The sequence below is a fragment of the Bacillus sp. z60-11 genome (assembly GCF_046464135.1).
Classification (GTDB): domain Bacteria; phylum Bacillota; class Bacilli; order Bacillales; family Bacillaceae; genus Bacillus; species Bacillus sonorensis_A.
On sequence record NZ_JBIYSN010000005.1, the window covers coordinates 132,441 to 156,437 of the forward strand.

Here is a 23,997-nt window from a genome sequence, read left to right on the forward strand (position 1 = left end):
TCTGATGCATTCAGAAAACAGTGTTTTTCTTACACTCTTGCTTTCAAATCAAGTTCTGCCACGGCTAAAATGTGTCCTTTGATTTTTCTATACAGGTCATTTAAGTAAAATCCTCTTTCTAGCTCCAGTTCAGCGTCTAGAGCATACACTGTCAATGTATAGAAGTGATCCTTGTCAGGAGGTGTCGGTCCGCAGTACTGGTGAATAATCTTAGGGTCCCGGCTTCCCCCAAGCTCAGAGGCGAAGCTGTTTTGTCCCTGGATCATTAAATCTTGCCTTTCTTCGCTTGCATGTTCAGGAAGCTCCCTTATGTCCGCTGGAATGTTGGCGGCTGTCCAATGAATCCAGCTGAACCCGCATACAGGAATCGCATCATGATCGATTAATGTCAGTGCAATCGTTTTTGCCCCTTTAGGAAGATGTTCAAATCCAATAGGGAATGAAACAAATGGATGCCCCTCTCTCCTGAATTCATCTTTCGCGTATTTAGAATACTTATCATGCAAATATGGCTTTGCTTCTACGTAAATGTTCATGTCTATCCTTCTTTCAATTTTTGATTCTCTATTTATATTAAACGAATCGATGTATAATCATTGATAAGTAAACGGCTTTTTTGAGATAACGTTTTGTTATAGATTGGGACCTGTTAGGAGATATGTTCATGGATTTAAAATGGCTGCAGACTTTTATCGCCGCTGCAGAATCAGAAAATTTCAGAGAAACGGCTGAACGGCTTTACCTGACCCAGCCTGCCGTTTCTCAGCATATTCGAAAATTGGAAAACGAATTGGATATGAGATTATTTATACATACCGGAAGAAGTGTCGTTCTCACCGACGAGGGCAGACTGTTTTTGCCTTATGCGAAAGACATGATGAATGTGTACAATTCGGGAAGGCAGAAGGTGGCTCAATGGAAGCAGGGCTACAGCCGCATGATTAGATTGGCAGTACATCCCTACATCGCTTCCTATATATTGCCCCGGTTTTTGCCGGCTTTTATCGAAAAACAGCCGGATATGGAGATTTCAACCATTGTGGCCGAGGCAGATGACATCAAAAAAGCAGTTGAAGACAATAAAGCTGATATCGGAATATCGCGAAACGCCCCAAATACTAACAGTCTTTACTATCAGCACATATGCGAAGGAACACTATGCCTTGCCGCCCCGTATCAAGAAACCGGCCTTGCTAACGCCGGAGCCATTTTCAGCCGCTACAGGCTGCTGACGCATGATCACTCTTCCACAGGGGATGATCTGTTAAGGACCATTCTTGTGCATTACCCAGGCGTACAAACGATGTCCGCCGGACAAATTGATGCGGCACTTCACATGGTGAAGGCGGGAATCGGCGCATCATTCCTGCCGGCATATATGATTAAGCATGATCAAAATGAAAAAAGACTGATCACGGTCGATATACCAAACATCAAATTGCCCGCTTCCAAAACCTATATCATGTGGAAAAGAAACAGCGGACATATCAGACAATTTCACGCCATGCTGGATGATTTTATGAAACGTGAACAGATTTAATCTGCCGGTTGGAGCCATCCTTTCAGGCCATAGATCAACGGATACGACATCAAAAAGACCCTGAAAAACACTTCAGGGTCTTTTTAAATTCATATCGACGACACACTGCTCTTCTCAGTGTCATCCAAAAAAATCTCTTCAAGCGACGGTTCATCGACATGAATTCTGTAAATGCCCACCTTGCAGTTGGTCAATACTCTGACGATAGCCGGAATTTTTTCCTCCGAATTTACGATAATCGAGATTTCACGACCGCGGTATTCAAGCTGTTCCCCGGCTGATTCGAGGAAGCCGTTGATCAGACCGAAATGCTGATCAGGAATATCCGAATGGCGAATCTGAACGGAAATGTTCGACATGAAGTGTTTCCGTAACTCATCAATCGTACCTTCTTTTAAAATGCTTCCGTTCTTCATAATTGCGATTCTTGTACACATTTTCTCGATCTCATAAAGATTATGAGAAGTCATGAATATCGTTTTTCCCTCTTTTTGCAGATCGATAAGTAGTTTATGTATATAGAGAGCCGATTCGGCATCAACACCGGAGGTCGGTTCATCCAAAAAGATCAGCTCAGGATCATGAATTATAGCCTGGGCAATGCCTAGCTTTTTCTTCATGCCGAATGAAAAACGGCCCGCTTTTTTATACCCGTCTTCCAAGAGACCAACCCTTTCCAAAACGGTTTCGCACCGCTTTGTTGATGCCCTGCATCCGTTGAGCTTGGCGAAATATTTCAAGTGGCCGACCGCTGTCAGCGAATCATAAAACATGGAATAGTCCGGCAGCACGCCAATCCGGTGCTTCACTTTTTCAAGCGAAGATTCGTTTAATAATCGAAAGCTTCCCGCAGACGGCTGAGTGATGCCGGTGATCATATTCATAAATGTCGATTTCCCCGCGCCATTGCGGCCTAGAAATCCGTAAATCTCGCCTTTTTCCACTTGCAGATCGACCTTGTTGACGACCGTTTTCGCCCCGTAGCTTTTCGTCAGTCCGTTTGCCTCGATCACCACATTCATTATAGGTCTCTCCTTTTCAAGATCACGATGGCCCCGGACAAAGCCACGGCGGCGTAAACTAAGTTGATCAGGCTGAAGCAGCCCCCAAGATCGGAATAATAATAGGGTGTCACATATTGAAACCAGCTGATCATCGCGTTTTGAGAATTGATCGCCCAATAGCTGACGGCCGGGAAAAGCAGGGAAAAGACAACCGCGAAAAACATGGTCATGCCAGGCTTGGAAAAGATGACGGAAAACAGCAGATTTAAAGCGATTGCAGCTGCAAGAAACGCCATGCATTCAACAGCCCCCAGCCCCAAAAAAGATTTGGAAACCATCATCACCAATATGAAAGATACCGTGATGCAAAGAAACCAAAACAATAAGACACCCAAAAATTTCCCCAAAATAATTTTGCTGTGTGAGGTTTTGGTCACAAGAAATCTGATCGTCCGCGAATGGACTTCCCGGCTGATCATGTCATGGGACAATCCCGAAACCAGCAGAAAACCAAACAAAAAGACGATAACCGAGATTCCGGCTTCGTAGGGGTTTTCACCAAGGCCCATTTCCCGAACAGCCTCGGTCGGCGCGCTTTTTATGAGGTCGGCAACTTTATAGCTTACCCAAAAAATCAGTACGATCATAATGAGCGATTTTACACTTTTAAAAAGACTTTTACATTCATTCAGACAAATTGTCCACAAGACGGGTCACTCCTTCACTCCCTCCATTATAGTAAGCGAACATTATCGGAAAATAATCTGATCCTTAACATTACCTTAAATCGTTCGAAAAACGGTTACAGCTTGACTTTCCCCCAGGCTGGAAGGTGTATATAAGTTCCTTACAGAAGCGGGCGGATCGGAAGGTTCGTCTAATTACGCATTTACGCAATGGCGGGAATGGAGCACAATTCAAAACCGTTTAAAGCAGCCGCTCCGGCATTTTCCTGGAGCGATCTTTTTGATGCGGGAAGGGGCATTGAAATGAGGTTTTTTGTGGACATTTACTTGGAAACGCGAAGTTACGGCATATTATCTGCACAGCGGCGGTCATGCGAACACCTGTCATGGAGATGGAACACGCAGTATCACTCCTCCTGAACGGGAAACACCTGATCGTTTTCTCTACGATCCATTACAACCTGTTCCTACAAAAGAGGAGCCATCATGATGCCGCCGGATTTTTACAAGCGGAGCCTTTGAGCAAAGAGACATTGAAGAGCGGCAAGATGTACTGGTGTACAGCTCACCTATTCTCGAAGAAAACATGGAGGTGACGGGTCCGGTAAAAGTCAGGCCCTGGGCTGCATCGAGTACACCGGATACTGATTTTGTCGTCCGCTTAATTGATGTGCATCCAGATGCTCGGCATACAATTTGACAGACGGAATCATTCGGGCCCGATTTCGGAATGTCTCGGAAGGAGAAAAGCCCAGCCTGATCAAACCGGGAAAAGGGTATCTCGATGAAATCGATCTGTGGTCCACAAGCAATGTATTTAACTCCGCTTGGATGTTACAAGCAGCCATTTTCCACGTTGGGATCGAAATCCCAATACCGGGTTTGATATCGGCGCCGGGCAAAGAGATGATGCTCAAACAGCATTGCAAACCATTTTGCATGACAAGCAGCACCCGTCTGCCATTATTCTCCCTGTGATTCCCTAGAAACTGACCTGATGTAAATACCTTCAGAGGCTGATATGCTCTGAAGGTATGTTTCTAGCGGTCGGTTACCACGATATATGCGGCTTTCACCGGACCATGGACACCGACAACAAGGTCCATTTCAATATCGGCTGAGTTGCTCGGTCCCGTCACATAGTTGATGCATGACGGTGTGACTTTGCCGTCTGTGATCATGTGTTTGATCATCCGGCTTGCCTGTGTCATCCTCGGGACGATCGAGCTCTTTGGAACGATCGCAATGTATGTCGTTGGCAGGAGGCTCACCGAGCGTCCTTTATCTTTCGAGCTGAAAAGGACGACTGTTCCGGATTCCGCAAGCGTGACCTCGCTGAATGTAATGCCGATGTTCGCCTGTTCCGCCCGCAGAATATTTTCTCTGCCGGCTGCCGCATTCCACTCCCATACTTGTGTGCCTTCATTCGGCCATCTGTCTGTTAAAAGGCTTGACAGTCCGTATTCTTGAAAACGCTCGTCTTTCGGAACAATCACAGGGCCGCCTCCGAATCGTGATGCTTGATCATAAAGGGCCTCATACAGGCCGAGAGTATCTGTTTCAAGCAGTTCCGTATGAATCTTCCGGCAATGCTCCTTTAAGACGCCGAGAAGCTGATCCTGTGTAAAGCCTTGATACACACGGTGCTGCGGCTGATGTGCGTAATCGGGGACAGAGACGCCGGCTGTCCGCCTGCTGCGGCCTAGCCGTTCCGCAATCCGGTTTAAAAAGCTGTCCTTGTTTTGAATCGTTCCGTTTGTCATCTGTCTTCCCCCTTCTGTCTGTCCTGGAACCAGTCGCGGAACCTGGATCGGTTCGGCGCAGGAAAGTCGCGGATTTGCGTCCATTGCTTCAGCGGTCCCGGACCCTTCGTAATGTTTTCGCCTTCTTGAAACGGCTTCATCGCCGCCGGCGCCCATTTTGAGCCCATTTTATAAAGCGATGGCGTCGATGTTCCGAGACCGAACGCTTTCATCGCCAGCTTTTCGGAAATCGGTGCGCGCCCTTCTTTTTCGACGATCCGCTGCCGGTGCTTTAACAGCAGCTCATGAAGCGGAATTTTGACAGGACAGGCTTCAGAGCAGGCCGCACATAATGATGATGCATAAGGAAGTTCTTTGTAATCGTCGTATCCGCCGAGAAGCGGGGAGAGCACCGCTCCGATCGGCCCGGAATAAATCGAGCCGTAGGAATGTCCGCCGACATGGCGGTAGACCGGGCAGACATTGATGCAGGCCGCACAGCGGATGCATTGGAGAACGGATTGAAAGTCGGTCCCGAGAATTTTCGAACGCCCGTTGTCGACGATCACGAGGTGGAATTCCTCCGGCCCGTCCGCTTCGTCCGGCAGCTTCGGCCCCGTCAATGCTGTGATATAGCTTGTCAGCCTTTGACCGACCGCGCTTCTCGTCAGCATTCCGACAAGCACTTCAAACTCGTCAAATGACGGGACGATTCGCTCCATCCCCATCACGGTGATCTGCGTTTTCGGAATGGTCGTCACGAGGCGTCCGTTCCCTTCGTTTGTGACAAGGCTGACAGACCCTGTATCGGCAATCGCAAAATTGCAGCCCGTGATGCCGATGTCCGCCTCCAGGAATTTTTTTCTGAGAACGGCCCGCGCGTGCATGACAAGCTCCTCAGGCTTTTCCGTTTTGCGGTAGTCGATCCGCTCTTTAAAGACATCGCGGATCTGCTCTTTATTTTTATGGAGCGCAGGTGCAACGATATGGGACGGTGGATCATGGTCGTCAATCTGAAGGATGTACTCTCCCAAATCGGTTTCCACCACTTCGCAGCCTTCGCTTTCAAGCGCTTCATTCATATTGATTTCTTCCGTGACCATCGATTTTGACTTGACGATTTTTTTGCCGTTTTTCTTTTTCACGACTTCGCGGATGTAGCCTGTCGCTTCCTCGGCCGTCTCGGCAAAGAAAACGTGTCCGCCTTTTTTGGCGACGTTGTCGGCGAGCTGCTCAAGATAATAGTCTAGGTTTTCCAGCACGTGCTGCCTGATTTCTTCGGCAAGCGACCGCCATTCTTCCCAGTTTCCGAGCTCTTCTGCCGCCTCAAGCCGCCGTGCTCTTAACCGTTCCTGGGCGCTTGAGACGGCCCCCCTCATAAACGTATTATCAAGCCCATCTGATACGCGTTCTTTAAATGTTTCCGTTCCGATCTTCATTGCCATGACCAATGTCCCCCTCTATCTGTGAAATGACCGGATATCTGTTATCTGCTGTTTAAAACCTCTGCAATGTGCATGACTTCGATCGGCTTATTCTTTCTGCCGATCCGCCCTCCGATATTCATCAGACAGCCGCAGTCGGCCCCGATCAACACCTCCGCACCCGCATCTTCGACACAAGCCACTTTTTCATCAACCATCTGCTCTGATATTTGCGACATTTTCACCGAAAAAGTACCGCCAAATCCGCAGCAGTCATGTTGGCGCGGCAGCGGCGTAAATTCAAGCCCTTTCACATTCTGTAACAGCTTCATCGGCGCGTCCTTAACGCCCAAAAGCCTTGTCATATGGCATGATGTGTGATAAGTCGCCTTTTTCTCTAATCTCGCCCCCACGTCGTTGATTTTCAAAACATTGACGATAAAATCTGTCAGCTCATACGTTTTATCAGCAAGCCGCTGCGCCTTTTCCGCCCATAGAGGCTCATCCTGGAACAGGTGCGGATATTCCTTAAACATGAAAGCGCATGATCCCGAAGGGCTGACGACATATTCAGCATCACCAAACGTTTCAATCATCCGCCTCATCGCTTTTTTGGAGTCTTTGACATAGCCGCTGTTGTAAGCCGGCTGCCCGCAGCAGATCTGCCCTTCAGGAAAATCGACTTCACACCCGAGCCGCTCCAGCAGTTCAACGGTTGCTTTTCCGACATTCGTCTGAAACATGTCAACCAAACACGTGATAAACAGTGAAACTTTCATCTTGATCCCCTCTCCAGACCTCATTTATCAGGTCATCTGATGACTTGGGTAAAAAACCCTCTTTCTTCATCTTACAACTTGTGAACATTTTTTGAAAGGGGTTTCTTATTCGTTATCATAGAGGGCCTATCCATGAAAAGCAGGCTTCCGCCTGCTTTCAAATACCTGATTCGTCGGCCTGTTTTGTTTCTTCAAAGTAGGCGGAGAGCACCTTTTCGACGTTTGTCAGATGGTTGAGCATTGCCTGTTCCGCTTTTTCGCCGTCCTTTTCTTTTACGGCTTCGTAGATAGCCTCGTGCTCTTCATAAAGGCGCTTTACAGATGTTTTTTTGGAAAACAGCCAGATTTTGCGCGTTTCTCTCATCGTTTCGATCAAAAGGGATGATACATGATTCATCAAGCCTTTCAGGAGATCGTTTTGCGATGCACCGGCAAGCGCCAAATGAAAGGCAAAATCCGCTTTTTCGCCGAGTTCGTCGTTGCCGTCGGCCAGCTTCATATCCTCGAGCGCCGTGCGCATATTTTCCAGATCCTCTTCCGTGCGTTTTTGCGCCGCACCGGAAACAACGCCGATTTCCAGAATTTTGCGGACTTCAAGAAGCTCTGCGACATCCTTCTTTTTCATCAGCAGTGCGGCAGAAAGAGGGATCGAAATCTGTTCAGGTTCAAACCTTTTCACATAGGTGCCTTCCCCCTGTCTCATCTCTACCATTCCCATCGCTTTTAAGGCTGACAGCGCTTCCCTGACGGCCGAACGGCTGACTTGAAAGCTGTCGGCGAGCGACTGAACGGAATCTAGCTGATCACCCGGCTGGAGCTCCCCGTTTTTGATCGATTCAAGAAGGGCTTCCGCCACTTCTTCGTATATTTTTTTCGTCTTGATTTGCTTGTATTTCAATTTCTTCACCTCGTAGACAGACTGGGCATGATGCGTCATTTTTCTTATTATACCGTTCTTTGCGTCCGGAACATATAGCTTGGGCGCCATGCAAAAAAAAAGATTGTAATTTTGAAGATTCAGAAATATAATGCTAAATGATTGGTCTTGTCATCATGTCATCAGATGACTAAAACAAAGGGGGAATAAAAATGGGATGGACACAAGAGTATACACCCTTGGGAAACAGTTTGCTGCTGTCTTCACTTGCGGCGCTTATCCCGATTTTGTATTTTTTCTGGGCTTTGGCCGTCAAACGAATGAAGGGGCATATGGCCGGCTTGACGACCTTGCTGATCGCATTGGCGCTGGCCGTTTTCGTTTACGGCATGCCTGCGGAGAAAGCGGTCATGTCGGCGTCACAGGGCGCAGTTTATGGACTTTTGCCGATCGGCTGGATCATCATCACATCTGTTTTTTTGTACAAGCTGACCGTTAAAAGCGGGCAATTTGAAATCATTCGGCACTCGGTGCTCTCGATTACAGATGACCGTCGTTTGCAAGCACTTTTGATAGCGTTTTCATTCGGCGCGTTTTTAGAAGGGGCGGCAGGTTTTGGAGCGCCGGTCGCCATTTCGGCGGCACTGCTAGCAGGTCTCGGTTTCAATCCTTTATATGCGGCAGGCCTCTGTTTAATCGCCAATACGGCGCCTGTGGCCTTCGGCGCGATTGGCATACCGATTATTGCGGTGGAGGGTCCGACCGGCATTCCGGCGATGGACATTTCAAAAATGGTCGGGCGCCAGCTTCCGTTTTTATCTGTTTTTATTCCGTTTTATTTGATCGTGATCATGAGCGGATTTCGCAGATCTTTTGAAGTGCTGCCGGCGATTTTCGTGTCGGGCATTTCGTTTGCGGTAACCCAATATCTCAGCTCAAACTTCCTGGGACCGGAGCTCCCGGATATTTTGTCGGCGATCGTTTCGCTTATCGCCCTTGCCGTGTTCTTAAAGTTTTGGAAGCCGAAAACGCCATTCAAATTTCCGCACGAGAAGGAAGCGGCGGCTGCCGCAGAATCGCAGTCAAGAGATCAGGCGGCTGCCTATTCACCGGGGCAAATTTTCAAGGCATGGACACCGTTTTTATTGTTGACCGCCATGGTTTCCCTTTGGGGGATTCCTTCCGTGAAGCAGGCGCTCGTCGGGCATTATCAAGGGGCAAATCCAGTGCTGCTGCTTTTAAATGAAATCGGCGGACGGCTGTCATTCGCACCAGGTGTGCCTTTCCTGCACAATCAAATCATCGGCTCATCTGGAGAGCCGATTGAGGCTCTTTTTAAACTTGAACTGCTCGGATCGGCGGGTACGGCGATTCTGCTTGCGGCCGTGCTGGCAAAGTTTGTGCTTGCAATCACCTGGAAAGACTGGGGGCAGGTGTTTGCCGAAACGCTGACAGAGCTTGGCAAGCCCGTTTTGACGATCGCTTCCGTCGTGGGCTTCGCCTATGTCACCAATTCTTCCGGGATGAGCACAACGCTCGGCATGTCACTGGCGATGACGGGTGCGATGTTTTCGTTTTTCTCTCCCGTGCTCGGCTGGCTCGGGGTCTTCATCACAGGCTCGGATACTTCAGCGAACCTGTTGTTTGGCAGTCTGCAAAAAGTCACCGCAACATCGGTCGGAATGGAGCCCGTCCTGGCGGTGGCGGCCAATTCCTCAGGAGGTGTCACCGGAAAAATGATATCCCCGCAATCGATTGCGGTTGCCTGCGCGGCTGTCGGACTCGCGGGAAAAGAATCCGATCTGCTCCGCTTTACATTGAAGCACAGCTTATTTCTCTTGTTCCTTGTCTGTATCATCACATTTTTGCAGCATCATCTGTTTTCCTGGATGATCCCGTAAAAAAAGGCCGCCGGCATTGCCGGACGGCCTCTATTCATAGCGTTTTCTCACGGATGAAGGCAAGATGTTGAGCTGATCTCTGTATTTGGCGACCGTTCGCCGGGAGATGACGATGCCGTGCTGTTCTTTGAGCAGGTCAGCCAGCTTTTGGTCAGAAAGCGGTTTCATTTTATTTTCCTCTTCGATCAGACGACGGAGCTGCACTTTGACCGTATGGCTTGACGTATGGCCGTCTGAGACATCCTTCACTTTTGCCGAAAAAAACCGTTTCAGTTCACAGAGCTCATACGGTGTCTGCACAAATTTCCCTTTCACCGCCCGGCTCACCGTGGATTCATGAATGCCGAGGACATCGGCGACATCCTTTAATGTCAAGGGCTGTATCTTTTCTTTCCCTTTGAGAAAATAATCTTTTTGACGAACGAGGATCTCCCCCATCACCCTTTTCATCGTTTCCCTTCTTTGCCTGAGGGCATGATCAAGCCATTTCCACTGACTGTATTTGTCTGATAAAAAAGCGGCTGTATCATCATTGGTCCGTGCTTTGAGCATTGGCTCGTAAAATGAATTAAGCTGGATGTCCGGAAACGAGCGGCTGCTGAGCTCCAAACTCAATGCTCCGTCCTGAATGTAAATGATCACATCAGGCTCAATATAGACGTTCCGCTCCTCAGCTTCGTAAAGCAAACCGGGCCTCGGAGACAGTTCTGCGACAAGATCCTGAATATCCTGAAGCTGTGAAAGGGAAAGGCCCGTTCTCGCGGAAAGCTCCTTCCATGCCTTTTTGGCAAAAAGTTCGAAATAGCCGGAAATGACGTTCTCAGCATCCGCCGTCTGCCTTGGGAGGCGCCTTAATTGAATGAGAATGCATTCCTTTAAAGAACGCGCTCCGACTCCGGCCGGTTCAAGTGTCTGCAGCTTCGCCAGAACGGTTTCCACTTCCTCTCCGGGCACAGACAGGGCGGAGGCGATAAAGGTAAGCTGTTCATTGACATACCCGTTTGAATCAAGCGATTCAACCAAGTAGCCGAAAATGCGCTTTTCCCGGTCTGACAATTGCAAGTCGAGCGCCTGCCGCTTTAACGCGCCTTGCAAATCCTCATGCGCCGTCCCGGAGTCTCGTTGTAATTGGTGATTGGTTTTATGGTAAAATGATCGGGGAATATCGGTGTCTTTCCGTTCGATAAGAGGGTTTTCCAGTGAGAGCTCATCAAGCCGGCTGTTTAGTTCAGCCGAGGAATACTGCAGCAATTGAATGGCTTGTGTAAGCCCCTGTGTCAAATGAAGTTTTACCGTTTGCTGCTGCTGTACATGCAATTTCATCATCTTCTCCCCCTCCCACTTATAGTTTACACGATCGGTTCCGTACCGTATAGACATAAAAAGGAGTGTTTTCATTGACAGAACTTTTTTCAGTACCGTATTTTATCGAAAACTTTAAAACCCATATTGAAATGAACCCGAATGAGGATAAGATCCATGCGATGAACAGCTATTACCGCTCGGTCGTTTCAACACTTGTGCAGGATCAGCTGACAAAAAACGCCGTTGTCTTAAAACGGATTCAGCATTTGGATGAAGCCTATAACAAGGTAAAGCGCGGAGAAGCATAATGGGGAAAGCCGTCTGTTACACATGAACAGGCGGCTTTTCTATTTCCGATTCGTTTTTCTGAATCAGCTCTGTGTTCGGGATGTGTTTCATCCATGTATTGTAATAGTTCGCGTTTTTCCCGTAAGAGTTGTCGATGACGACGTTTTGCTTGTCCAGGAGGCACGATAAAATATGGCCGTGCAGCCTTGATGTGATGACTGATTCATAGCGGCTGAAAAAACGGACCGATTTGCTGACGAGGCTGTCGGAATAGCGTCTCCAATAAGAAGCAATCGGCAGCGGATTGCCCGCTTTTTTGTTGAGAATATTTAATGTTTGCAGCCGTTTGATCCCCCGCTTGTCACGGTCTGATAAAATCACGTTCCAGTCATACGTGTCAGGCTCTCCCGCCGTTTGTAAGCTGCTGTTTGCTTCTTTATCCGTTCTGATCAACCACAGCACAGATGCCGACGGCTTTTCAGAAGGGGCGATCGGCCAGAGCTGATGGGCCATATCCGGCATCATTCTGAGATTCTTGATGCCGAAGTGCTCAGCCGCAAATTGGAATGACGCCGTTTCCCTGGCGAATAAGTGGAGGTCGGGATGCGGTGTTAAAATGTCCCGCGTCCGTTTGATGTTTTCTTCCTTTTCGTAATAAATAGACTGCGGCAGAATCACGATCCGGTTGTCCGGATAGTGCTCGATAACCCGCTCCCTGAATTGCTGAAAGTGGGGGTACAAATCGCCGAAGTTGCCGCCGCCTTGGCAGACAATGATCGCATGCTTGGGAATTTTACGGCCGCAGGCGAAGTTTTCTGCGTTCCATCTTTCGCGAACCTGAATCCCGTATGCTTGAAAAAAAGCTTCCGTTCCTTTCATGATCAATAAGTCGCCAACATTCCCGTAAAGCGGGTAGTCCAAATAAACGACTTCCGAGTGCCTCGGAATGACATCCAAAATGTCGGCCAGCTTATCTTTCAAGCTGTCCATGGAATATGTAATCGCCATGATTAGCACCTCATTTGTATTTGATCCGGTCGATCAGAAGCTGAATGATCCGGTCTTGTTCCTCATGTGTCAGATTTGAGCCTGACGGCAGACAAAGCCCTCTGCGGAATAAATCGTCGCTGACAGATTCGCTTTCATCATGCGGATAATAGGAAGCGCCATGAAAAAGCGGCTGTTGGTGCAGCGGTTTCCATAACGGGCGCGCTTCAATATTTTCAGCGGCCAGCTGTTCGATGAGCTCCGCTGGTGATGTTTGAATTTTCTTTTCATCAAATGTCAATGTCGTCAGCCAGCGGTTTGACATGCCGAGCTCAGGCATGAAGTCTACACCGTCCATCTCAGAGAGCGCCTCCTGATAGCGCTTGAAAACGGCGCGTCTGGCGTTCACTCTGTCATCCAATACGGCGAGCTGGGCGATGCCGATTCCGGCAAGCACATTGCTCATCCGGTAATTGTAGCCCGCTTTTTCATGCTGGTAATGGATCGCCTTCTCCCGGGCCTGAGTAGCTAAAAAGCGCGCTTTTGCCAAAGCGTCTTCGTCATCGCTGACAAGCATCCCGCCGCCCGAGGTCGTGATGATCTTATTGCCGTTGAACGAGTATATGCCAAAGCGGCCAAATGTTCCGCTCTTTCTTCCTTGATACTCTGATCCGAGGGATTCTGCCGCATCTTCAATGACGGGCACCGCATATTTGTCGCAAATGGCGATGATTTCGTCCATTTTGGCGCTCTGACCGTATAGATTGACAACGATGACGGCTTTCGGAAGATTTCTCGTACGCTCCGCCTCATCAAGGGCGCGCTCCAGCGCTATAGGCGACATGTTCCATGTGTCTCTTTCGGAATCGATAAACACCGGCTCGGCCTGCTCATACAAAATCGGGTTGGCGCTGGCGACAAATGTAAAAGAAGAACAAAATACGGTATCGCCCTTTCCGACTCCCAATAACTTGAGCGCAAGGTGAATCGCGGCCGTACCCGAGCTGACCGCTGCAGCCCCGGCCGTACCCGCATAAGCGGCAAGTTTTTCTTCAAATTGATCGACGAGGGGGCCAAGCGGCGCGATCCAGTTTGTCCGAAACGCTTCGGCGACATAGCGCTCTTCTTCCCCGCCCATATGCGGCGGCGATAAATAAATTCGCTTGTTCTGACTCATATTTTTCACCCTTTTTACAACTGTGATTTGATTGCTCTTGCAGGAACACCGACTGCTGTTGAATCATCAGGAATATCGTCAATCACCGCAGCGCCGGCTCCCGTCACGCTTCTCCGCCCGAGCCTTTTTCCAGGAATGACGACCGTTCCCGCTCCGACATGCGCCTCATCCATAACGGTTACGCCTCCGGTCAAAATCGTTCCCGGTGAAAGGTGGACATAGTCGCCAATTCGATTGTCATGTTCGACGATCGCACCGGTATTGATAATGCTGTGCATCCCGATATGGGCGTCAGCTTGGATGACGCTTTTCGCCATCACAACCGTTCCGTTTTCAATTCGGGCCGAGCTGCTGATGACAGCAGACGGGTGAACGAGCACCGCATACCGCTCCAGCGGAAGGCCGAGGCTTTCAAATAGCTTTTTTCTCACTTCATTTCTGCCGACAGCTATGATAAATTTCGCATCCGGAAAGAAGCGCAGCATCTCGCCTGTCGCATGTGCAGATCCATAATACAAGCCGTTTTTACGAGCAAGCGACTCGAACCGGTCATCGAGAATGCCGGCAAGCGACAGATCCGGACACTCTTCAACGATGTCCTTGATGACCTTTCCGTGGCCGCCGGCTCCGATAATCACGATTGCTTGCATCAGGCATTCCTTCTTCCTGTGAATTTTTCCGCCGTCACATGGCGGTCCTGGCTGACGCCTTCAGATCTCAGCACTTTGCCGACGGTCAACAAAAGGATTTTCAGATCAAGCAAAAAAGACCGGTGATCCACATACCAGACATCGAGCTCAAATTTTTCTTCCCATGTCACTTTGTTTCTGCCGTTGATTTGCGCCCAGCCTGTGATGCCCGGTCTGACTTCGTGCCGTCTCCACTGCCTTTTTGTATAAAGGGGAATATACTCCATCAAAAGCGGACGGGGCCCGACAAGACTGAGATCGCCTTTGATGACATTGATCAGCTGCGGCAGTTCATCCAGGCTCGTTTTTCTGATCAGCCTGCCCGTTTTTGTCAGCCGGATTTCGTCGCTGAGCAGGTTTCCCGCTTCATCCCTTTCATCAGTCATCGTCCTGAACTTATATAATGTAAAAGGTTCGCCGTTCAGTCCCGGACGGGTTTGGCGAAATAAGACAGGCGAGCCGATTTTCCACCTGATGAGACAAGCTGTGAAAAGCATGGCCGGACTGAGAGCAATCAGCAAAATGACCGCGCATACAAGATCGAAAAAACGTTTCGCTTTCATGAAACCGCACCCCTTTCGTTTATTTAAAAAATCCCTTCTGAAAAGGGATCGATGCCGAAGCCCGAAATGCCTGCAGCTTGGCTGACAAGGCATGGCGTTCTTCTTTCGTACACATGACAAAATAGGCAAACAACACATACGCTCCGGATGCCGCAAGCGCCGTCATGATCAGGGAAAGCAGGCTGTCGATCGAAAAAAAGAACTGCATGGCAAACAGCACGCCCAATGTAAAGGAAGCTCCGGCAAGCGGCGCGTAAATCCCTCTATAGAAAACCCGTTTTCTCTCGCCTGTGATGATCGATGCGTAAATCGGCGTGAAGACAACGTTTTTCAGCATTAAGGCAACAGCTCCGGAAATTGCAATCCCGTAAAGCCCAAGGCCTGCAGGACCGCTCAAAACAATAGCCAAGAGCAAGTTGCAGCCTCCGAAGGCGACCGTTGTCAAAGCCGGCGTTTTCAGCTTGTTGTAAGCTGTGAAAATGTAAAAAAGCGGCGCCGGGCTTAATGAAACAACCAAGTATCCGGCATGTATCAATAACAGCCATTTTAAATGCTCGAATGAAGGGCCGAGCCAAAGCGTAAGAAACGGACCGGCAAGCCCGCCCAAGAGCGCCGCCGGCAAAGCGAGCAGAATTCCGTTAAACCTGACGGCCTGATTGGCGTAGCGGACAAGCCCTTTTTTGTCGCCTTTTGAATAATAAAGCGTAATCGTCGGTGAAAAAACGGCGGCGAGCGTGCCTGACATCGTCCGTATTAACAGCGGAAACTGTATGATCGCCGCATACATCCCGGACGCTGAAACGCCCAGCATAACATTGGCGACCATCAAGTCGATTTGCAGAAAAAGCAGCACACCGATCTGGCTGACAGAGCTCCATCCCCCAGCCTGCAGCAGCTTCTTGCATTTTTTCAGCGACATATCCTTGACGCGAAACCTATACCACGGAATTAATTTTTTAAAAAACAGAATCGATAAAATGGACGCCGAGACTGCAGCGATCAGAGTCGCAAGCTGAATGTGCCAGATTTTCGGCGCAAACCATGAGAAAATGCACAGTACGCTCACAACGCGGATGAGCATTTGGACGGCCTGGATCGAGCTCGTGATATAGATTTTATTGGCGAAGAACGGCCCGGCGGCAAACCCCGACATGAAAAAGGTGAGTAAAAATAGCATGCTGCCGATCAACAGGGCGATTTGCACATCTCCCAGGAGGCTGGCGGGCACGCGGATGATCTTGTCGACAAAAAACACTGTTCCGGAGAGCGGCACAAGCAAGACAAGGGCAAGGACTAGCGATGACACAATGTAAGTATTCATATAGCCCCGCGCTTCAGCGAGCGCCCCCCTGTGGGCATGAATCGAAAAAAAGCGGACAACGACCGCGCTCAGGGCGACCGTGATAATCGAAAAATAATTGATCATATTTTGCGTTAAATTAACGAAACCGAATGCCTCCACCCCGAGGTTTTTGATCACAAACGGAGTCAGCCACATTGAAAACAGCACGGATAACACAAAGTACGCCATATTGGCGCCGAGATTCAAGAAAAAGGTCTTATTCAAAAGGCTCATCCCTTACTGGGCAGATTTCGTTTAAAAAACAGTTCGAGCAGGAACGGAACGTTCAGCTTGCACAACAGCAAGACGAGACGTTGACCGATTAAGAGCTTTTCATTGCGAATGGACGTTGATTTGATACATGACTGCACCATCCGATAAGAGAGGATGTCTTTAATATGACGCCTCACCTGCTTTGAAGGCTTCGGTTCGGCGCAGGCATTGGCCAGAAGCATCGGAATCTGGTGCTTGCACATGTATGTTTGCAGATCGTCAGCACATTCATCCAGCAGCTCAAAAGTCTCGTAAAACCTCTTTTTCGCCCGAAATTGCCTTTTCAGGCTTTCATCCATATACGGTTTATAAGGGATCTCCGTCAGGCTTTGCGGATTCGATCTGTACATGTAATAGCCTTCATCGATCGCCTTCACCCGTTTGGCGGCATAAAAAGCATAAAGATTAAACGGCGAATCTTCTGCAAAGCGAATATCTTCATAAAAATACAGCTCGTTTTCTTTCAGCATGCGGCGCTTGTACAGATTCCGCCACACATACCAGATAAACTGGGTTTCGTGCGCCTTTTTCAGCGCGCGTTTAATATCCCAGCTTAAAAGCAGGCGTCCTGCCGGCAATGAAGGCGGAAAATAGGCTTGCTCCTTGCCGTAGCATTTATGATAACCGCACATCACGATATCAAGATCATCTTCCTTGGCGGCCGCGTACATGTTTTCAAACATCTCCGCCGCGACATAGTCATCTCCGTCGACAAACCCGACATAGTCACCCGTCGCCGCCTGGAGACCCGCATTTCTTGCTGAACTGAGCCCCCCGTTCTTTTTGTGGATCACTTTGACTCTGGCGTCCTGTCCGCAATATCGTCTCGCGATCTCACCCGATCTATCGGGAGATCCGTCATCGACGAGGATGATTTCAATATTCTTCAGCGTCTGTCTGAGCAATGAATTGACACATTCTTCGATATAATCTTCGACATTGTACATTGGAACAATGATACTGACATATGGCCTCATTTGATATCACCTATGATTTTTTGTCTTAGATTGATAAAATAATGGTCCCTTGACGGTGGTTCTTGATACGATGAATCGTTTTTGATCAATTCTTCAATCGCGCGGAGGACCTCCCCTGTGTTCGGATTCTCCACAAGCTTCATGAACGGAACATGTTGCAGCCAGCGGAACCCTTCAACAACCTTATGGTCAAACGAACGGATCACAACACAAGGAGTTCCTGTAATCGCGCAAAAGATCATGCCGTGGAGCCGGTCTGTGACGACTACCTCTGCGCCTCTCAGCCGATTCCAAAGCTGATTGAGCTCCTTTTCGCGCGAGACGCGGCTGACCCGTTTGCCGATCGTCGTCGTAAACGTTTTAGCCTCCCCATACTCGTCGCGAACAGCCGAAAGGAGCGTTTTCCGCTCTTCCGGTTTGAGAAAGCTCTCCTTATCTTCCCGCAAACAAACGAATACACCGTCCCGTTCAGTTTGCTGCTCTTTTTTTAAATAGAGCACCATATCGGGCTGCTTCAAAATCGTTTGCTTTGAAAAATGCCGTTTCATAAATTGATAGGTTGTCTGATCGCGCGCCATCATCAGGAGGCGCGGATGGGCATTATAGATCTTTTTCGCCCTCTTCAATTCCCTTTGACCGTAAGGCGTTTCAGAAAAATGGGCAGTGGCCGGCAGCTGAACGATTTTATAATGCTTAAACTTCTTCATGATGAAGCGCCTTGTCCATTCCTCATGTCTGTATAAATCGCCCATATTGCCGCCGCCGATGATGAACACCATATCCTCGGGATGACGGATGCGCCTCAGCGCTTTGGCGTGTTTATAAATCTCATTGATGCCAATCTCAATGACTTCAAAATCGGCAAACTCGTTTTCTACGAATGTCCTGCTTGCCAGGGCAATGGCATGATCGCCCAAATTATCATGGGAAGGAATTAAAGTCAGAATGATTTTCTTCTTGCCTTTGTATTGCTCAAACCGCTTTAACCCCGGCGTTCCCATCATATATTCCGAAGGATATTTCACCTTCAGCAGAAGCCACTCCGCGAGATTGATTTTCCATTCCTGAAAGGTCATGTCCTCACCGCCTATTTTTTCATTCTGTACTCGATCATTTTCTGATAGATTGCTGCGAATCCATACACGGCCGGAATCAGCCGCCAGCGAACCAGCAAAAGAAGCAGCTTTTTCTTTGAATCAAAAGCCGTCAAATCGACGGCTGGTATTTTCCCTCTGAATTCGGGACACGTACAAATACGGCGGATGTTTTTATATTTCTCAGCCGAAGGGCTTTTGTTTCTGCTCTTGACTTCATTCAAAATGCTGTTGCAGCCGTGGTTGATGAGAAAGACCTGCAGTTCCTCCTTTAAAGCCGGGAGCTCCCCGCGCTTTGTCAGGCAATCCATGTTGGCTTCATAAAGGGCAAGCCCGTCGTCAAACAGCCCCGCCTGATACTTTTGGACAATCGAAGACAGGTGAACCCTGTAATGATAAAGCGGCTGTTCCACAAACACCGCAGCATTCGCATAGAGCAGGCATCTAAAGCTGAAATATTGATCTTCGATATTTTCAAGTTCGTCCCGAAGCGGAAAAACGAGCTGATGCTGTTCAATCAGCCTCCGTCTGTAAAGTTTATTCCAGGAAAAACCGCTCACTTTCCCCCTCAGGAGATCTTTGATGAAGGCATCCTTCGGCTTTCCTGCGTATGTTTTGGCGATTTCGGGATAGACCGTTTTCTCCGTATCCTGAATGTCTACCGCGTAATCGCAGATGACGAGATCGGCGTCTTCGGCTTGTGCTTTTTCATACATGGACCGGCAATAGTCCGCTTCAATCCAGTCATCCGAATCGATGAAAGCCAAGTACTCCCCTGCTGCCGCTTCAATGCCTTTATTCCGGACAGCGCCGAGGCCTTGATTTTCCTGAACGATCGTTTTGATGCGGCTGTCTTTTTTGGCAAAGTGGTCGATAATCTTCTGGCTTCCATCCGTCGAACCGTCATTGACGATAATGATTTCAATGTTTTTTAAGGTCTGGCTGACCAGCGATTGTAAACAATTCGGCAAAAAAGCTTCTGTATTATATACTGCGACCAGTAGACTAACTGCTGGATTTTCCAATATGATTACTCCTTTGTCGACATTTTTCACAAGACGGAATCAATCCGCCCGGCCTGATCTACTATCGCTCACCGTTCAAAGATCGTTCTGTACGGGAGCACCGAAGAATCGAACGGCATGAGCATAAAACTGTATAAGAAATAACAGATCAAAATCAAAACATAAAGAAGCGCATTCGATTTCGGCTCAAAAATCCGCACAAAATATGGAACGAGAATCAGCTGATAAAGGCCAAAGTAAATGTTGAACCTCGCAAAAATGACATCCTTTGTCGCCAAAATCCCGAACAATAATCCGATCAGACAAAGGTTGACGATATAATCGATCTCAGGCCAGTGCTTTCGCAGCTGCTCCCTGCAGATGAAAGCGAGCACGAGCGGGAGAAGAAGAACGATGATTTTAATCGCGTTCATCCCGTTTGTGTTTCTCATCAGCCACTCTTCATAGTGTCCGTAGGAGCTGTTTTCCAGAACGACGAGGAATACGGAAAGAAATTTTTGATATAAAAAAGTCCCCGCCAAAAACAGAAGAGTCAGACAGCCGAGAACAGGCGACCACGCTTTTCTTCTGACAATGAAATAGACCGGAATCATGATCAATGCCGAAGAATGAAAGAGCGAGCAGATCAGCACGATCATGGTATAGCGGAGCCAGTTTCCCCTGATCAGATATTTGACCGCCCAAAACAGAACGGCTGCGACCATATACTGGCGGATGCCATTAAATGAGGCATAGTAGTAAAACATGCCGATGAATAAAAACATGCCCAGTTCAAACGGCCGTGCGTATACATAAAGCGTCCGGACGATCAAAATGTAGGTGATCGCGCCCACAGTGACAAACATGATCTGCGGGTCGTCCGTGATCTTATTCAAGATCCATAAAAGCGCTGTAAATCCGGGATCTGTCGACGCTTTGGCGGCGCCGAATCCGAAGATCTCCCCTATGCTCTTGTATTTGCCTGCCAATTCATAAAGCAGCATATACGTTTGGTAATCCGTCCCGACCTTGTATCTTAATCCGGCAACAATGATCAATGACATAAGCGGGATGATGGCAAGAATCGCATTCGGCCGATAGCCTGTCGCGAGTCTGTGATCTTCTCTGCCGTACATTTTCGCAAACCATGACCAGATAAAAACGACCCCCAAATTCAACATATAAACAGCCATGATTTACTGTCCTTCTTGAGCGGGGATCGAATAGATATTCATCAGTCTCATTAAGTTGGCCTTCGCGTCATAGCCTCTTTCCGTCAAGCTGTGCTGAATATCCGGCCAGCGCGGCTTTTCCGTCTGCACCGCGCGAACGATTTCTTCCGTCCACCGCTCAAAACCCGTTTCAAGGCTCACCCTCTGCAACAAACCGAGGCCCAAATCCGTCTCCTCCGTAATGTTGTCGGACACAACGCAAGGAAGACCTGAAGCCTGCGCTTCTACGAGAACGAGCGGCAGCCCTTCAAATAAAGAAGGCATGACGAAAACGTCAAACGTCTGCATGAGCGCCGGAATGTCTTCGACAACCCCGAGAAAATGAATATCGCCTTCCAAACCGAGACGGGCCGCTTTTTCTTCTATTTGCGGGCGCAGCGGGCCGTCTCCCGCGAAAACCGCTTGAAAGGAGATGCCCGAGTTCTTCAAATATGCTGTGAGATCAAGCAGAAACGCGTGGTTTTTCTGCTCGAAAAACCGGCCGACATGTCCGATGACCATTGTGTTTTCCCGAATGCCGAATCTTCTTTTGATCTCCGCTTTTGCAAGGCTGTTCGTTTCTCTGAAACGGTCAAGGTCAATCCCGTTTTGCAAAAGATGAACCGCTTTGTTCCTCATCTTTTTTCCGCCGAACAAAAACCGGCCGGCATCGCGGCCGCAGGCGCATAGAGCCGTAGAATAAGAGAGGATCAGGCGGCGGAATATGTGAAGTTGAACCGTATCCCACAGCCGGGGATTCGGCTTCCAGGCCGTATTATGAGAATGGCAGATCCGGACGGGAACACCGGCAAGCTTTGCCGCCAAAGCGGCGAAGCCCGTCTGAAAATCCGTGTGGGCGTGCACGGCCGAATACGGGCCTTTTTCTATTAAAATGTCCCTGACGTTTTTGATATAGGACATCAGACCGGATTGGCCGATGCTCGGCACATAGAAGACGCGGCCGCCGCGGCGGATGATCTCAGGATCATAGTCACACGTTTCCTCCCGGTGGGAAATAAAATCAAATTGAACATGGCGCCGGTCTGTATGGCGGTACATGTTCATAATCATCGTCTCCGCACCGCCTCGGTTCATTCCGCTGACGATGTGAAGCACCCTTTTTGGTCTCGCGCTTCCGTCACTCATGTTTTACGACCCCTCCGCCTTCATTCATCAATCTTTTTTTATGATATTTGTTCATGACAAAAGGTGGCATGAGCCCCCTGATGATCGGTTTCAATACATATACATAGTCCGAAAGCGGCAGTTTCAGCCGTCTGCACGCCGTCAAGACAATACAGGCATTATCGATGGAATAGCTGAGCTTTCTCCTTTTAAACGCCGATTCGTCTTCCCTTACTTTGTACAAAGCTTCCTGAAGATTGTAGCCCCGAAAGCCCGCTTCAAAAAAGCGGAGCCAAAGATCGATATCTTCCATTCTCCTTGTTCGCCGGCCTACACGGTATCCTTCAAGAGCCTGGTAAGCTTCCGTGCGCATCATGATCGTCGCGTGGCAAAACGGGGTCCCCTTCGCCATGATTCTTGGTCCCGGAGAGGACGGCATCATTCTGACGCCTCTCACACCCTCTTCATCAAAAGCGATCATCCCGCTTCCGACGACCTGATAATGGGACTGGGATTCTAAAAACGCAACCTGTTTTTCAAATCGCCTCGGCAAAGAAATGTCATCGCCGTCCTGGCGCGCGATATATGTTCCTTCCGCATACTTGAGGCAATGGTTTAACGACGCCGCCAGCCGCTTGTTTTTCTCATTTCTGATCAGTTTGATTTTACCGCTGTAATGCTCGGCGTATGTCCTCGCGATCTCATAAGTCCGGTCTGTTGAAGCATCATCGCAAATAATCAGTTCCCAATTTTTATAGGTTTGGTCCAAAATGGACTCAATGCTTTCGGCAAGCGTGTCTTCACAATTATAGACTCCCATAATGACAGAAACTTTCGGCTTTTGTCCGTCCGTCATCCTTTCTGCCTCCTTTCAGCTGCTTCGTTTTCCATGAAGGAAGAATAAATGCCGGCCATCTCTTTGAGCGTACGCTGCTCCGAATATGCGGCGGCCGTCCTTCTTCCCGCCTCACCCATCTGTTTTCGCAGTGCAGGCAAACGATAAAGCTGCAAGATTCTGTCGCTGAACGTTCCGGCATCTCCTTGCGGAATCAGAAAACCGTTGACACTCTCCTGAATGACTTCCCGGTGCCCGCGGTTATCCGCTGCAACGGCTGGTTTTCCAGCGGCCATTCCTTCGAGCAGATTCATGCCGAGGCCCTCCCTGATGCTTGATGCGACAGATACATCTGCAAGCTGAATCCATTCGTGAATCTCCTTTTGAAAGCCCGCAAATATGACGGTGGAAGCGACGCCTTTTTGTTCCGCCAGATTGCGGTACTTTTCTTCCATCTGCCCTTTGCCTGCAAAAACGAGCTTCAGGTTCGGTGCCCTGTCTTTTAAACATGCTGCCGTTTCGATGAGCAGCGCCTGATTTTTATTCGTGTTCAGCTCCGCCGGATAAATGAGGATAAAGTCATCTTCATTGAATCCATGTTTCCTTCTGAGCAGCATTTTTTCTTTTTCATCGACAGGATGAAAACGGTTCGTATCGACTCCGATGCCGTGGATTTTTTCCGTGCGCATCGTTTTACACAAACCTTTCGCAAGGCGGAAATCTTCTTCATTGATCGTTATCAGGCAATCGGTCAAACGAGACAGCGTTTTTTCAATCGGATAATACAGCAGCCAATTTTTGAAAGGCGCACCTTGGCAAAAATGAAAACCATGTGCCGTATAGATCACTTTTGTTCCTGTTTTTCTCTGCTTTCGGGCGGCAAGCCTGGCCAGCACCCCTCCCATCGGCGTGTGGCAGTGGACGATAGTGTAGCCATTCTCATCTATGATCCGCGAGAGATCGCGATAGGCCGCCAAATTGCTCGCTTGAAGCGGAGAGCGCTTGATATCGATATCGTATTTTTTGTCGACATAGGGAAGGGTCATCTCCCCTTTTGCCGCTACATGAACGTTCCAGCCCTGTTCCTTAAACCATTTTAAATATGGCAGGTGAAAGGCTTTAAAGTGGTAGTCAACCGTCGCGCAAAACAAAACCGTTCTTGGCATGATCATGT

At 48.7% G+C, this 23,997-nt stretch carries 24 protein-coding genes; 4 read left to right on the forward strand and 20 right to left on the reverse strand.

Translation table 11 applies throughout. From position 1 onward, the window contains the following. Nucleotides 1-29 precede the first annotated feature (29 nt). Nucleotides 30-536, reverse strand: a complete 507-nt coding sequence (locus tag ACINLD_RS15310) for a YbhB/YbcL family Raf kinase inhibitor-like protein (RefSeq protein ID WP_077736120.1) — start codon at nt 534-536, stop codon at nt 30-32. A 128-nt stretch (nt 537-664) separates the two neighbouring features. On the opposite strand from ACINLD_RS15310, the gene ACINLD_RS15315 reads away from it, so the two are divergent. Then, complete coding sequence (locus ACINLD_RS15315; protein WP_410207057.1) at nt 665-1,540, forward strand: LysR family transcriptional regulator; 876 nt, start codon at nt 665-667, stop codon at nt 1,538-1,540. An 89-nt stretch (nt 1,541-1,629) separates the two neighbouring features. On the opposite strand, the gene ACINLD_RS15320 is transcribed toward ACINLD_RS15315, so the two are convergent. Both ACINLD_RS15320 and ACINLD_RS15325 read right to left on the reverse strand, forming a co-directional pair. After that, nucleotides 1,630-2,562 carry an ABC transporter ATP-binding protein gene (locus tag ACINLD_RS15320; protein WP_026588831.1) on the reverse strand — a complete coding sequence of 311 codons (933 nt, stop codon included), beginning with the start codon at nt 2,560-2,562 and terminating at the stop codon, nt 1,630-1,632. Then, nucleotides 2,562-3,251, reverse strand: coding sequence for an ABC transporter permease (locus tag ACINLD_RS15325; protein ID WP_142246080.1), 690 nt, complete (start codon nt 3,249-3,251; stop codon nt 2,562-2,564). Before ACINLD_RS15325 ends, ACINLD_RS15320 begins: the two co-directional genes overlap by 1 nt. 565 nt (nt 3,252-3,816) lie before the next feature. On the opposite strand from ACINLD_RS15325, the gene ACINLD_RS15330 reads away from it, so the two are divergent. Next, on the forward strand, nt 3,817-3,930 hold the full coding sequence (locus tag ACINLD_RS15330; protein ID WP_372708937.1) for a CocE/NonD family hydrolase C-terminal non-catalytic domain-containing protein: 114 nt from the start codon (nt 3,817-3,819) through the stop codon (nt 3,928-3,930). Between the two features lie 340 nt (nt 3,931-4,270). Here ACINLD_RS15330 and ACINLD_RS15335 read toward each other — a convergent pair whose 3' ends face one another. The 4 genes from ACINLD_RS15335 to ACINLD_RS15350 form a co-directional block, all read right to left on the reverse strand. Further along, nucleotides 4,271-4,993 (reverse strand): lactate utilization protein C, encoded by a 723-nt coding sequence (locus tag ACINLD_RS15335; protein WP_077736116.1) that lies wholly within the window; start codon nt 4,991-4,993, stop codon nt 4,271-4,273. After that, a complete protein-coding gene (locus ACINLD_RS15340) occupies nt 4,990-6,417 on the reverse strand; it encodes a LutB/LldF family L-lactate oxidation iron-sulfur protein (protein ID WP_026588835.1) in 1,428 nt (475 codons plus the stop codon). Before ACINLD_RS15340 ends, ACINLD_RS15335 begins: the two co-directional genes overlap by 4 nt. 41 nt (nt 6,418-6,458) lie before the next feature. Beyond that, nucleotides 6,459-7,175, reverse strand: coding sequence for a (Fe-S)-binding protein (locus ACINLD_RS15345; protein WP_077736115.1), 717 nt, complete (start codon nt 7,173-7,175; stop codon nt 6,459-6,461). 157 nt (nt 7,176-7,332) lie between these two features. Beyond that, the gene (locus ACINLD_RS15350) at nt 7,333-8,073 is read right to left on the reverse strand and encodes a FadR/GntR family transcriptional regulator (protein ID WP_026588837.1); all 741 of its coding nucleotides are present in this window, start codon (nt 8,071-8,073) and stop codon (nt 7,333-7,335) included. Between the two features lie 191 nt (nt 8,074-8,264). On the opposite strand from ACINLD_RS15350, the gene ACINLD_RS15355 reads away from it, so the two are divergent. Then, nucleotides 8,265-9,953 carry an L-lactate permease gene (locus tag ACINLD_RS15355; RefSeq protein ID WP_026588838.1) on the forward strand — a complete coding sequence of 563 codons (1,689 nt, stop codon included), beginning with the start codon at nt 8,265-8,267 and terminating at the stop codon, nt 9,951-9,953. A gap of 30 nt (nt 9,954-9,983) precedes the next feature. Here ACINLD_RS15355 and rpoN read toward each other — a convergent pair whose 3' ends face one another. Beyond that, the gene (rpoN, locus tag ACINLD_RS15360; protein WP_256860325.1) at nt 9,984-11,276 is read right to left on the reverse strand and encodes an RNA polymerase factor sigma-54; all 1,293 of its coding nucleotides are present in this window, start codon (nt 11,274-11,276) and stop codon (nt 9,984-9,986) included. Nucleotides 11,277-11,350: 74 nt separating this feature from the next. Between rpoN and yvfG the strand changes: the two genes are divergently transcribed. Then, entirely contained in the window at nt 11,351-11,566 is a 216-nt protein-coding gene (gene yvfG / locus ACINLD_RS15365; RefSeq protein ID WP_026588840.1) for a protein YvfG, read from the forward strand. Between the two features lie 16 nt (nt 11,567-11,582). Here yvfG and ACINLD_RS15370 read toward each other — a convergent pair whose 3' ends face one another. From ACINLD_RS15370 to ACINLD_RS15425, 12 genes are all read right to left on the reverse strand, one after another. Beyond that, nucleotides 11,583-12,554 (reverse strand): polysaccharide pyruvyl transferase family protein, encoded by a 972-nt coding sequence (locus ACINLD_RS15370; RefSeq protein ID WP_410207058.1) that lies wholly within the window; start codon nt 12,552-12,554, stop codon nt 11,583-11,585. Between the two features lie 10 nt (nt 12,555-12,564). Then, nucleotides 12,565-13,710 carry a DegT/DnrJ/EryC1/StrS family aminotransferase gene (locus ACINLD_RS15375; protein ID WP_026588842.1) on the reverse strand — a complete coding sequence of 382 codons (1,146 nt, stop codon included), beginning with the start codon at nt 13,708-13,710 and terminating at the stop codon, nt 12,565-12,567. Between the two features lie 14 nt (nt 13,711-13,724). Next, entirely contained in the window at nt 13,725-14,360 is a 636-nt protein-coding gene (locus tag ACINLD_RS15380; protein WP_026588843.1) for an acetyltransferase, read from the reverse strand. After that, the gene (locus tag ACINLD_RS15385) at nt 14,360-14,962 is read right to left on the reverse strand and encodes a sugar transferase (protein ID WP_077736112.1); all 603 of its coding nucleotides are present in this window, start codon (nt 14,960-14,962) and stop codon (nt 14,360-14,362) included. The genes ACINLD_RS15380 and ACINLD_RS15385 overlap by 1 nt, the downstream gene beginning before the upstream one ends. Nucleotides 14,963-14,981: 19 nt before the next feature. Then, nucleotides 14,982-16,538, reverse strand: a complete 1,557-nt coding sequence (locus ACINLD_RS15390; RefSeq protein ID WP_236251198.1) for an MATE family efflux transporter — start codon at nt 16,536-16,538, stop codon at nt 14,982-14,984. Continuing rightward, nucleotides 16,535-17,554 (reverse strand): glycosyltransferase, encoded by a 1,020-nt coding sequence (locus ACINLD_RS15395; RefSeq protein WP_026588846.1) that lies wholly within the window; start codon nt 17,552-17,554, stop codon nt 16,535-16,537. The genes ACINLD_RS15390 and ACINLD_RS15395 overlap by 4 nt, the downstream gene beginning before the upstream one ends. Then, nucleotides 17,551-18,630 carry a polysaccharide pyruvyl transferase family protein gene (locus ACINLD_RS15400; protein ID WP_077736111.1) on the reverse strand — a complete coding sequence of 360 codons (1,080 nt, stop codon included), beginning with the start codon at nt 18,628-18,630 and terminating at the stop codon, nt 17,551-17,553. The genes ACINLD_RS15395 and ACINLD_RS15400 overlap by 4 nt, the downstream gene beginning before the upstream one ends. An 11-nt stretch (nt 18,631-18,641) precedes the next feature. Further along, nucleotides 18,642-19,673: a glycosyltransferase gene (locus ACINLD_RS15405; RefSeq protein WP_026588848.1), complete on the reverse strand. Its 1,032-nt coding sequence runs from the start codon at nt 19,671-19,673 to the stop codon at nt 18,642-18,644. 68 nt (nt 19,674-19,741) lie between these two features. Continuing rightward, nucleotides 19,742-20,845 (reverse strand): EpsG family protein, encoded by a 1,104-nt coding sequence (locus tag ACINLD_RS15410; RefSeq protein ID WP_026588849.1) that lies wholly within the window; start codon nt 20,843-20,845, stop codon nt 19,742-19,744. Between the two features lie 3 nt (nt 20,846-20,848). Then, nucleotides 20,849-22,009 (reverse strand): glycosyltransferase family 1 protein, encoded by a 1,161-nt coding sequence (locus tag ACINLD_RS15415; RefSeq protein ID WP_077736110.1) that lies wholly within the window; start codon nt 22,007-22,009, stop codon nt 20,849-20,851. Continuing rightward, nucleotides 22,002-22,844 (reverse strand): glycosyltransferase family 2 protein, encoded by an 843-nt coding sequence (locus tag ACINLD_RS15420; RefSeq protein WP_077736109.1) that lies wholly within the window; start codon nt 22,842-22,844, stop codon nt 22,002-22,004. The genes ACINLD_RS15415 and ACINLD_RS15420 overlap by 8 nt, the downstream gene beginning before the upstream one ends. Then, nucleotides 22,841-23,989: a glycosyltransferase family 4 protein gene (locus ACINLD_RS15425; protein ID WP_077736108.1), complete on the reverse strand. Its 1,149-nt coding sequence runs from the start codon at nt 23,987-23,989 to the stop codon at nt 22,841-22,843. The genes ACINLD_RS15420 and ACINLD_RS15425 overlap by 4 nt, the downstream gene beginning before the upstream one ends. Nucleotides 23,990-23,997 lie beyond the last annotated feature (8 nt).

Coding starts and splice junctions, on each gene's coding strand:
- ACINLD_RS15310 (WP_077736120.1), bottom strand. CDS start 536: ATGAACATTTACGTAGAAGCAAAGCCATATTTGCATGATAAGTATTCT.
- ACINLD_RS15315 (WP_410207057.1), top strand. CDS start 665: ATGGATTTAAAATGGCTGCAGACTTTTATCGCCGCTGCAGAATCAGAA.
- ACINLD_RS15320 (WP_026588831.1), bottom strand. CDS start 2,562: ATGAATGTGGTGATCGAGGCAAACGGACTGACGAAAAGCTACGGGGCG.
- ACINLD_RS15330 (WP_372708937.1), top strand. CDS start 3,817: ATGGAGGTGACGGGTCCGGTAAAAGTCAGGCCCTGGGCTGCATCGAGT.
- ACINLD_RS15335 (WP_077736116.1), bottom strand. CDS start 4,993: ATGACAAACGGAACGATTCAAAACAAGGACAGCTTTTTAAACCGGATT.
- ACINLD_RS15340 (WP_026588835.1), bottom strand. CDS start 6,417: ATGGCAATGAAGATCGGAACGGAAACATTTAAAGAACGCGTATCAGAT.
- ACINLD_RS15345 (WP_077736115.1), bottom strand. CDS start 7,175: ATGAAAGTTTCACTGTTTATCACGTGTTTGGTTGACATGTTTCAGACG.
- ACINLD_RS15355 (WP_026588838.1), top strand. CDS start 8,265: ATGGGATGGACACAAGAGTATACACCCTTGGGAAACAGTTTGCTGCTG.
- rpoN (WP_256860325.1), bottom strand. CDS start 11,276: ATGAAATTGCATGTACAGCAGCAGCAAACGGTAAAACTTCATTTGACA.
- ACINLD_RS15370 (WP_410207058.1), bottom strand. CDS start 12,554: ATGGCGATTACATATTCCATGGACAGCTTGAAAGATAAGCTGGCCGAC.
- ACINLD_RS15375 (WP_026588842.1), bottom strand. CDS start 13,710: ATGAGTCAGAACAAGCGAATTTATTTATCGCCGCCGCATATGGGCGGG.
- ACINLD_RS15380 (WP_026588843.1), bottom strand. CDS start 14,360: ATGCAAGCAATCGTGATTATCGGAGCCGGCGGCCACGGAAAGGTCATC.
- ACINLD_RS15385 (WP_077736112.1), bottom strand. CDS start 14,962: ATGAAAGCGAAACGTTTTTTCGATCTTGTATGCGCGGTCATTTTGCTG.
- ACINLD_RS15390 (WP_236251198.1), bottom strand. CDS start 16,538: ATGAGCCTTTTGAATAAGACCTTTTTCTTGAATCTCGGCGCCAATATG.
- ACINLD_RS15395 (WP_026588846.1), bottom strand. CDS start 17,554: ATGAGGCCATATGTCAGTATCATTGTTCCAATGTACAATGTCGAAGAT.
- ACINLD_RS15400 (WP_077736111.1), bottom strand. CDS start 18,630: ATGACCTTTCAGGAATGGAAAATCAATCTCGCGGAGTGGCTTCTGCTG.
- ACINLD_RS15410 (WP_026588849.1), bottom strand. CDS start 20,845: ATGGCTGTTTATATGTTGAATTTGGGGGTCGTTTTTATCTGGTCATGG.
- ACINLD_RS15415 (WP_077736110.1), bottom strand. CDS start 22,009: ATGAGTGACGGAAGCGCGAGACCAAAAAGGGTGCTTCACATCGTCAGC.
- ACINLD_RS15420 (WP_077736109.1), bottom strand. CDS start 22,844: ATGACGGACGGACAAAAGCCGAAAGTTTCTGTCATTATGGGAGTCTAT.
- ACINLD_RS15425 (WP_077736108.1), bottom strand. CDS start 23,989: ATGCCAAGAACGGTTTTGTTTTGCGCGACGGTTGACTACCACTTTAAA.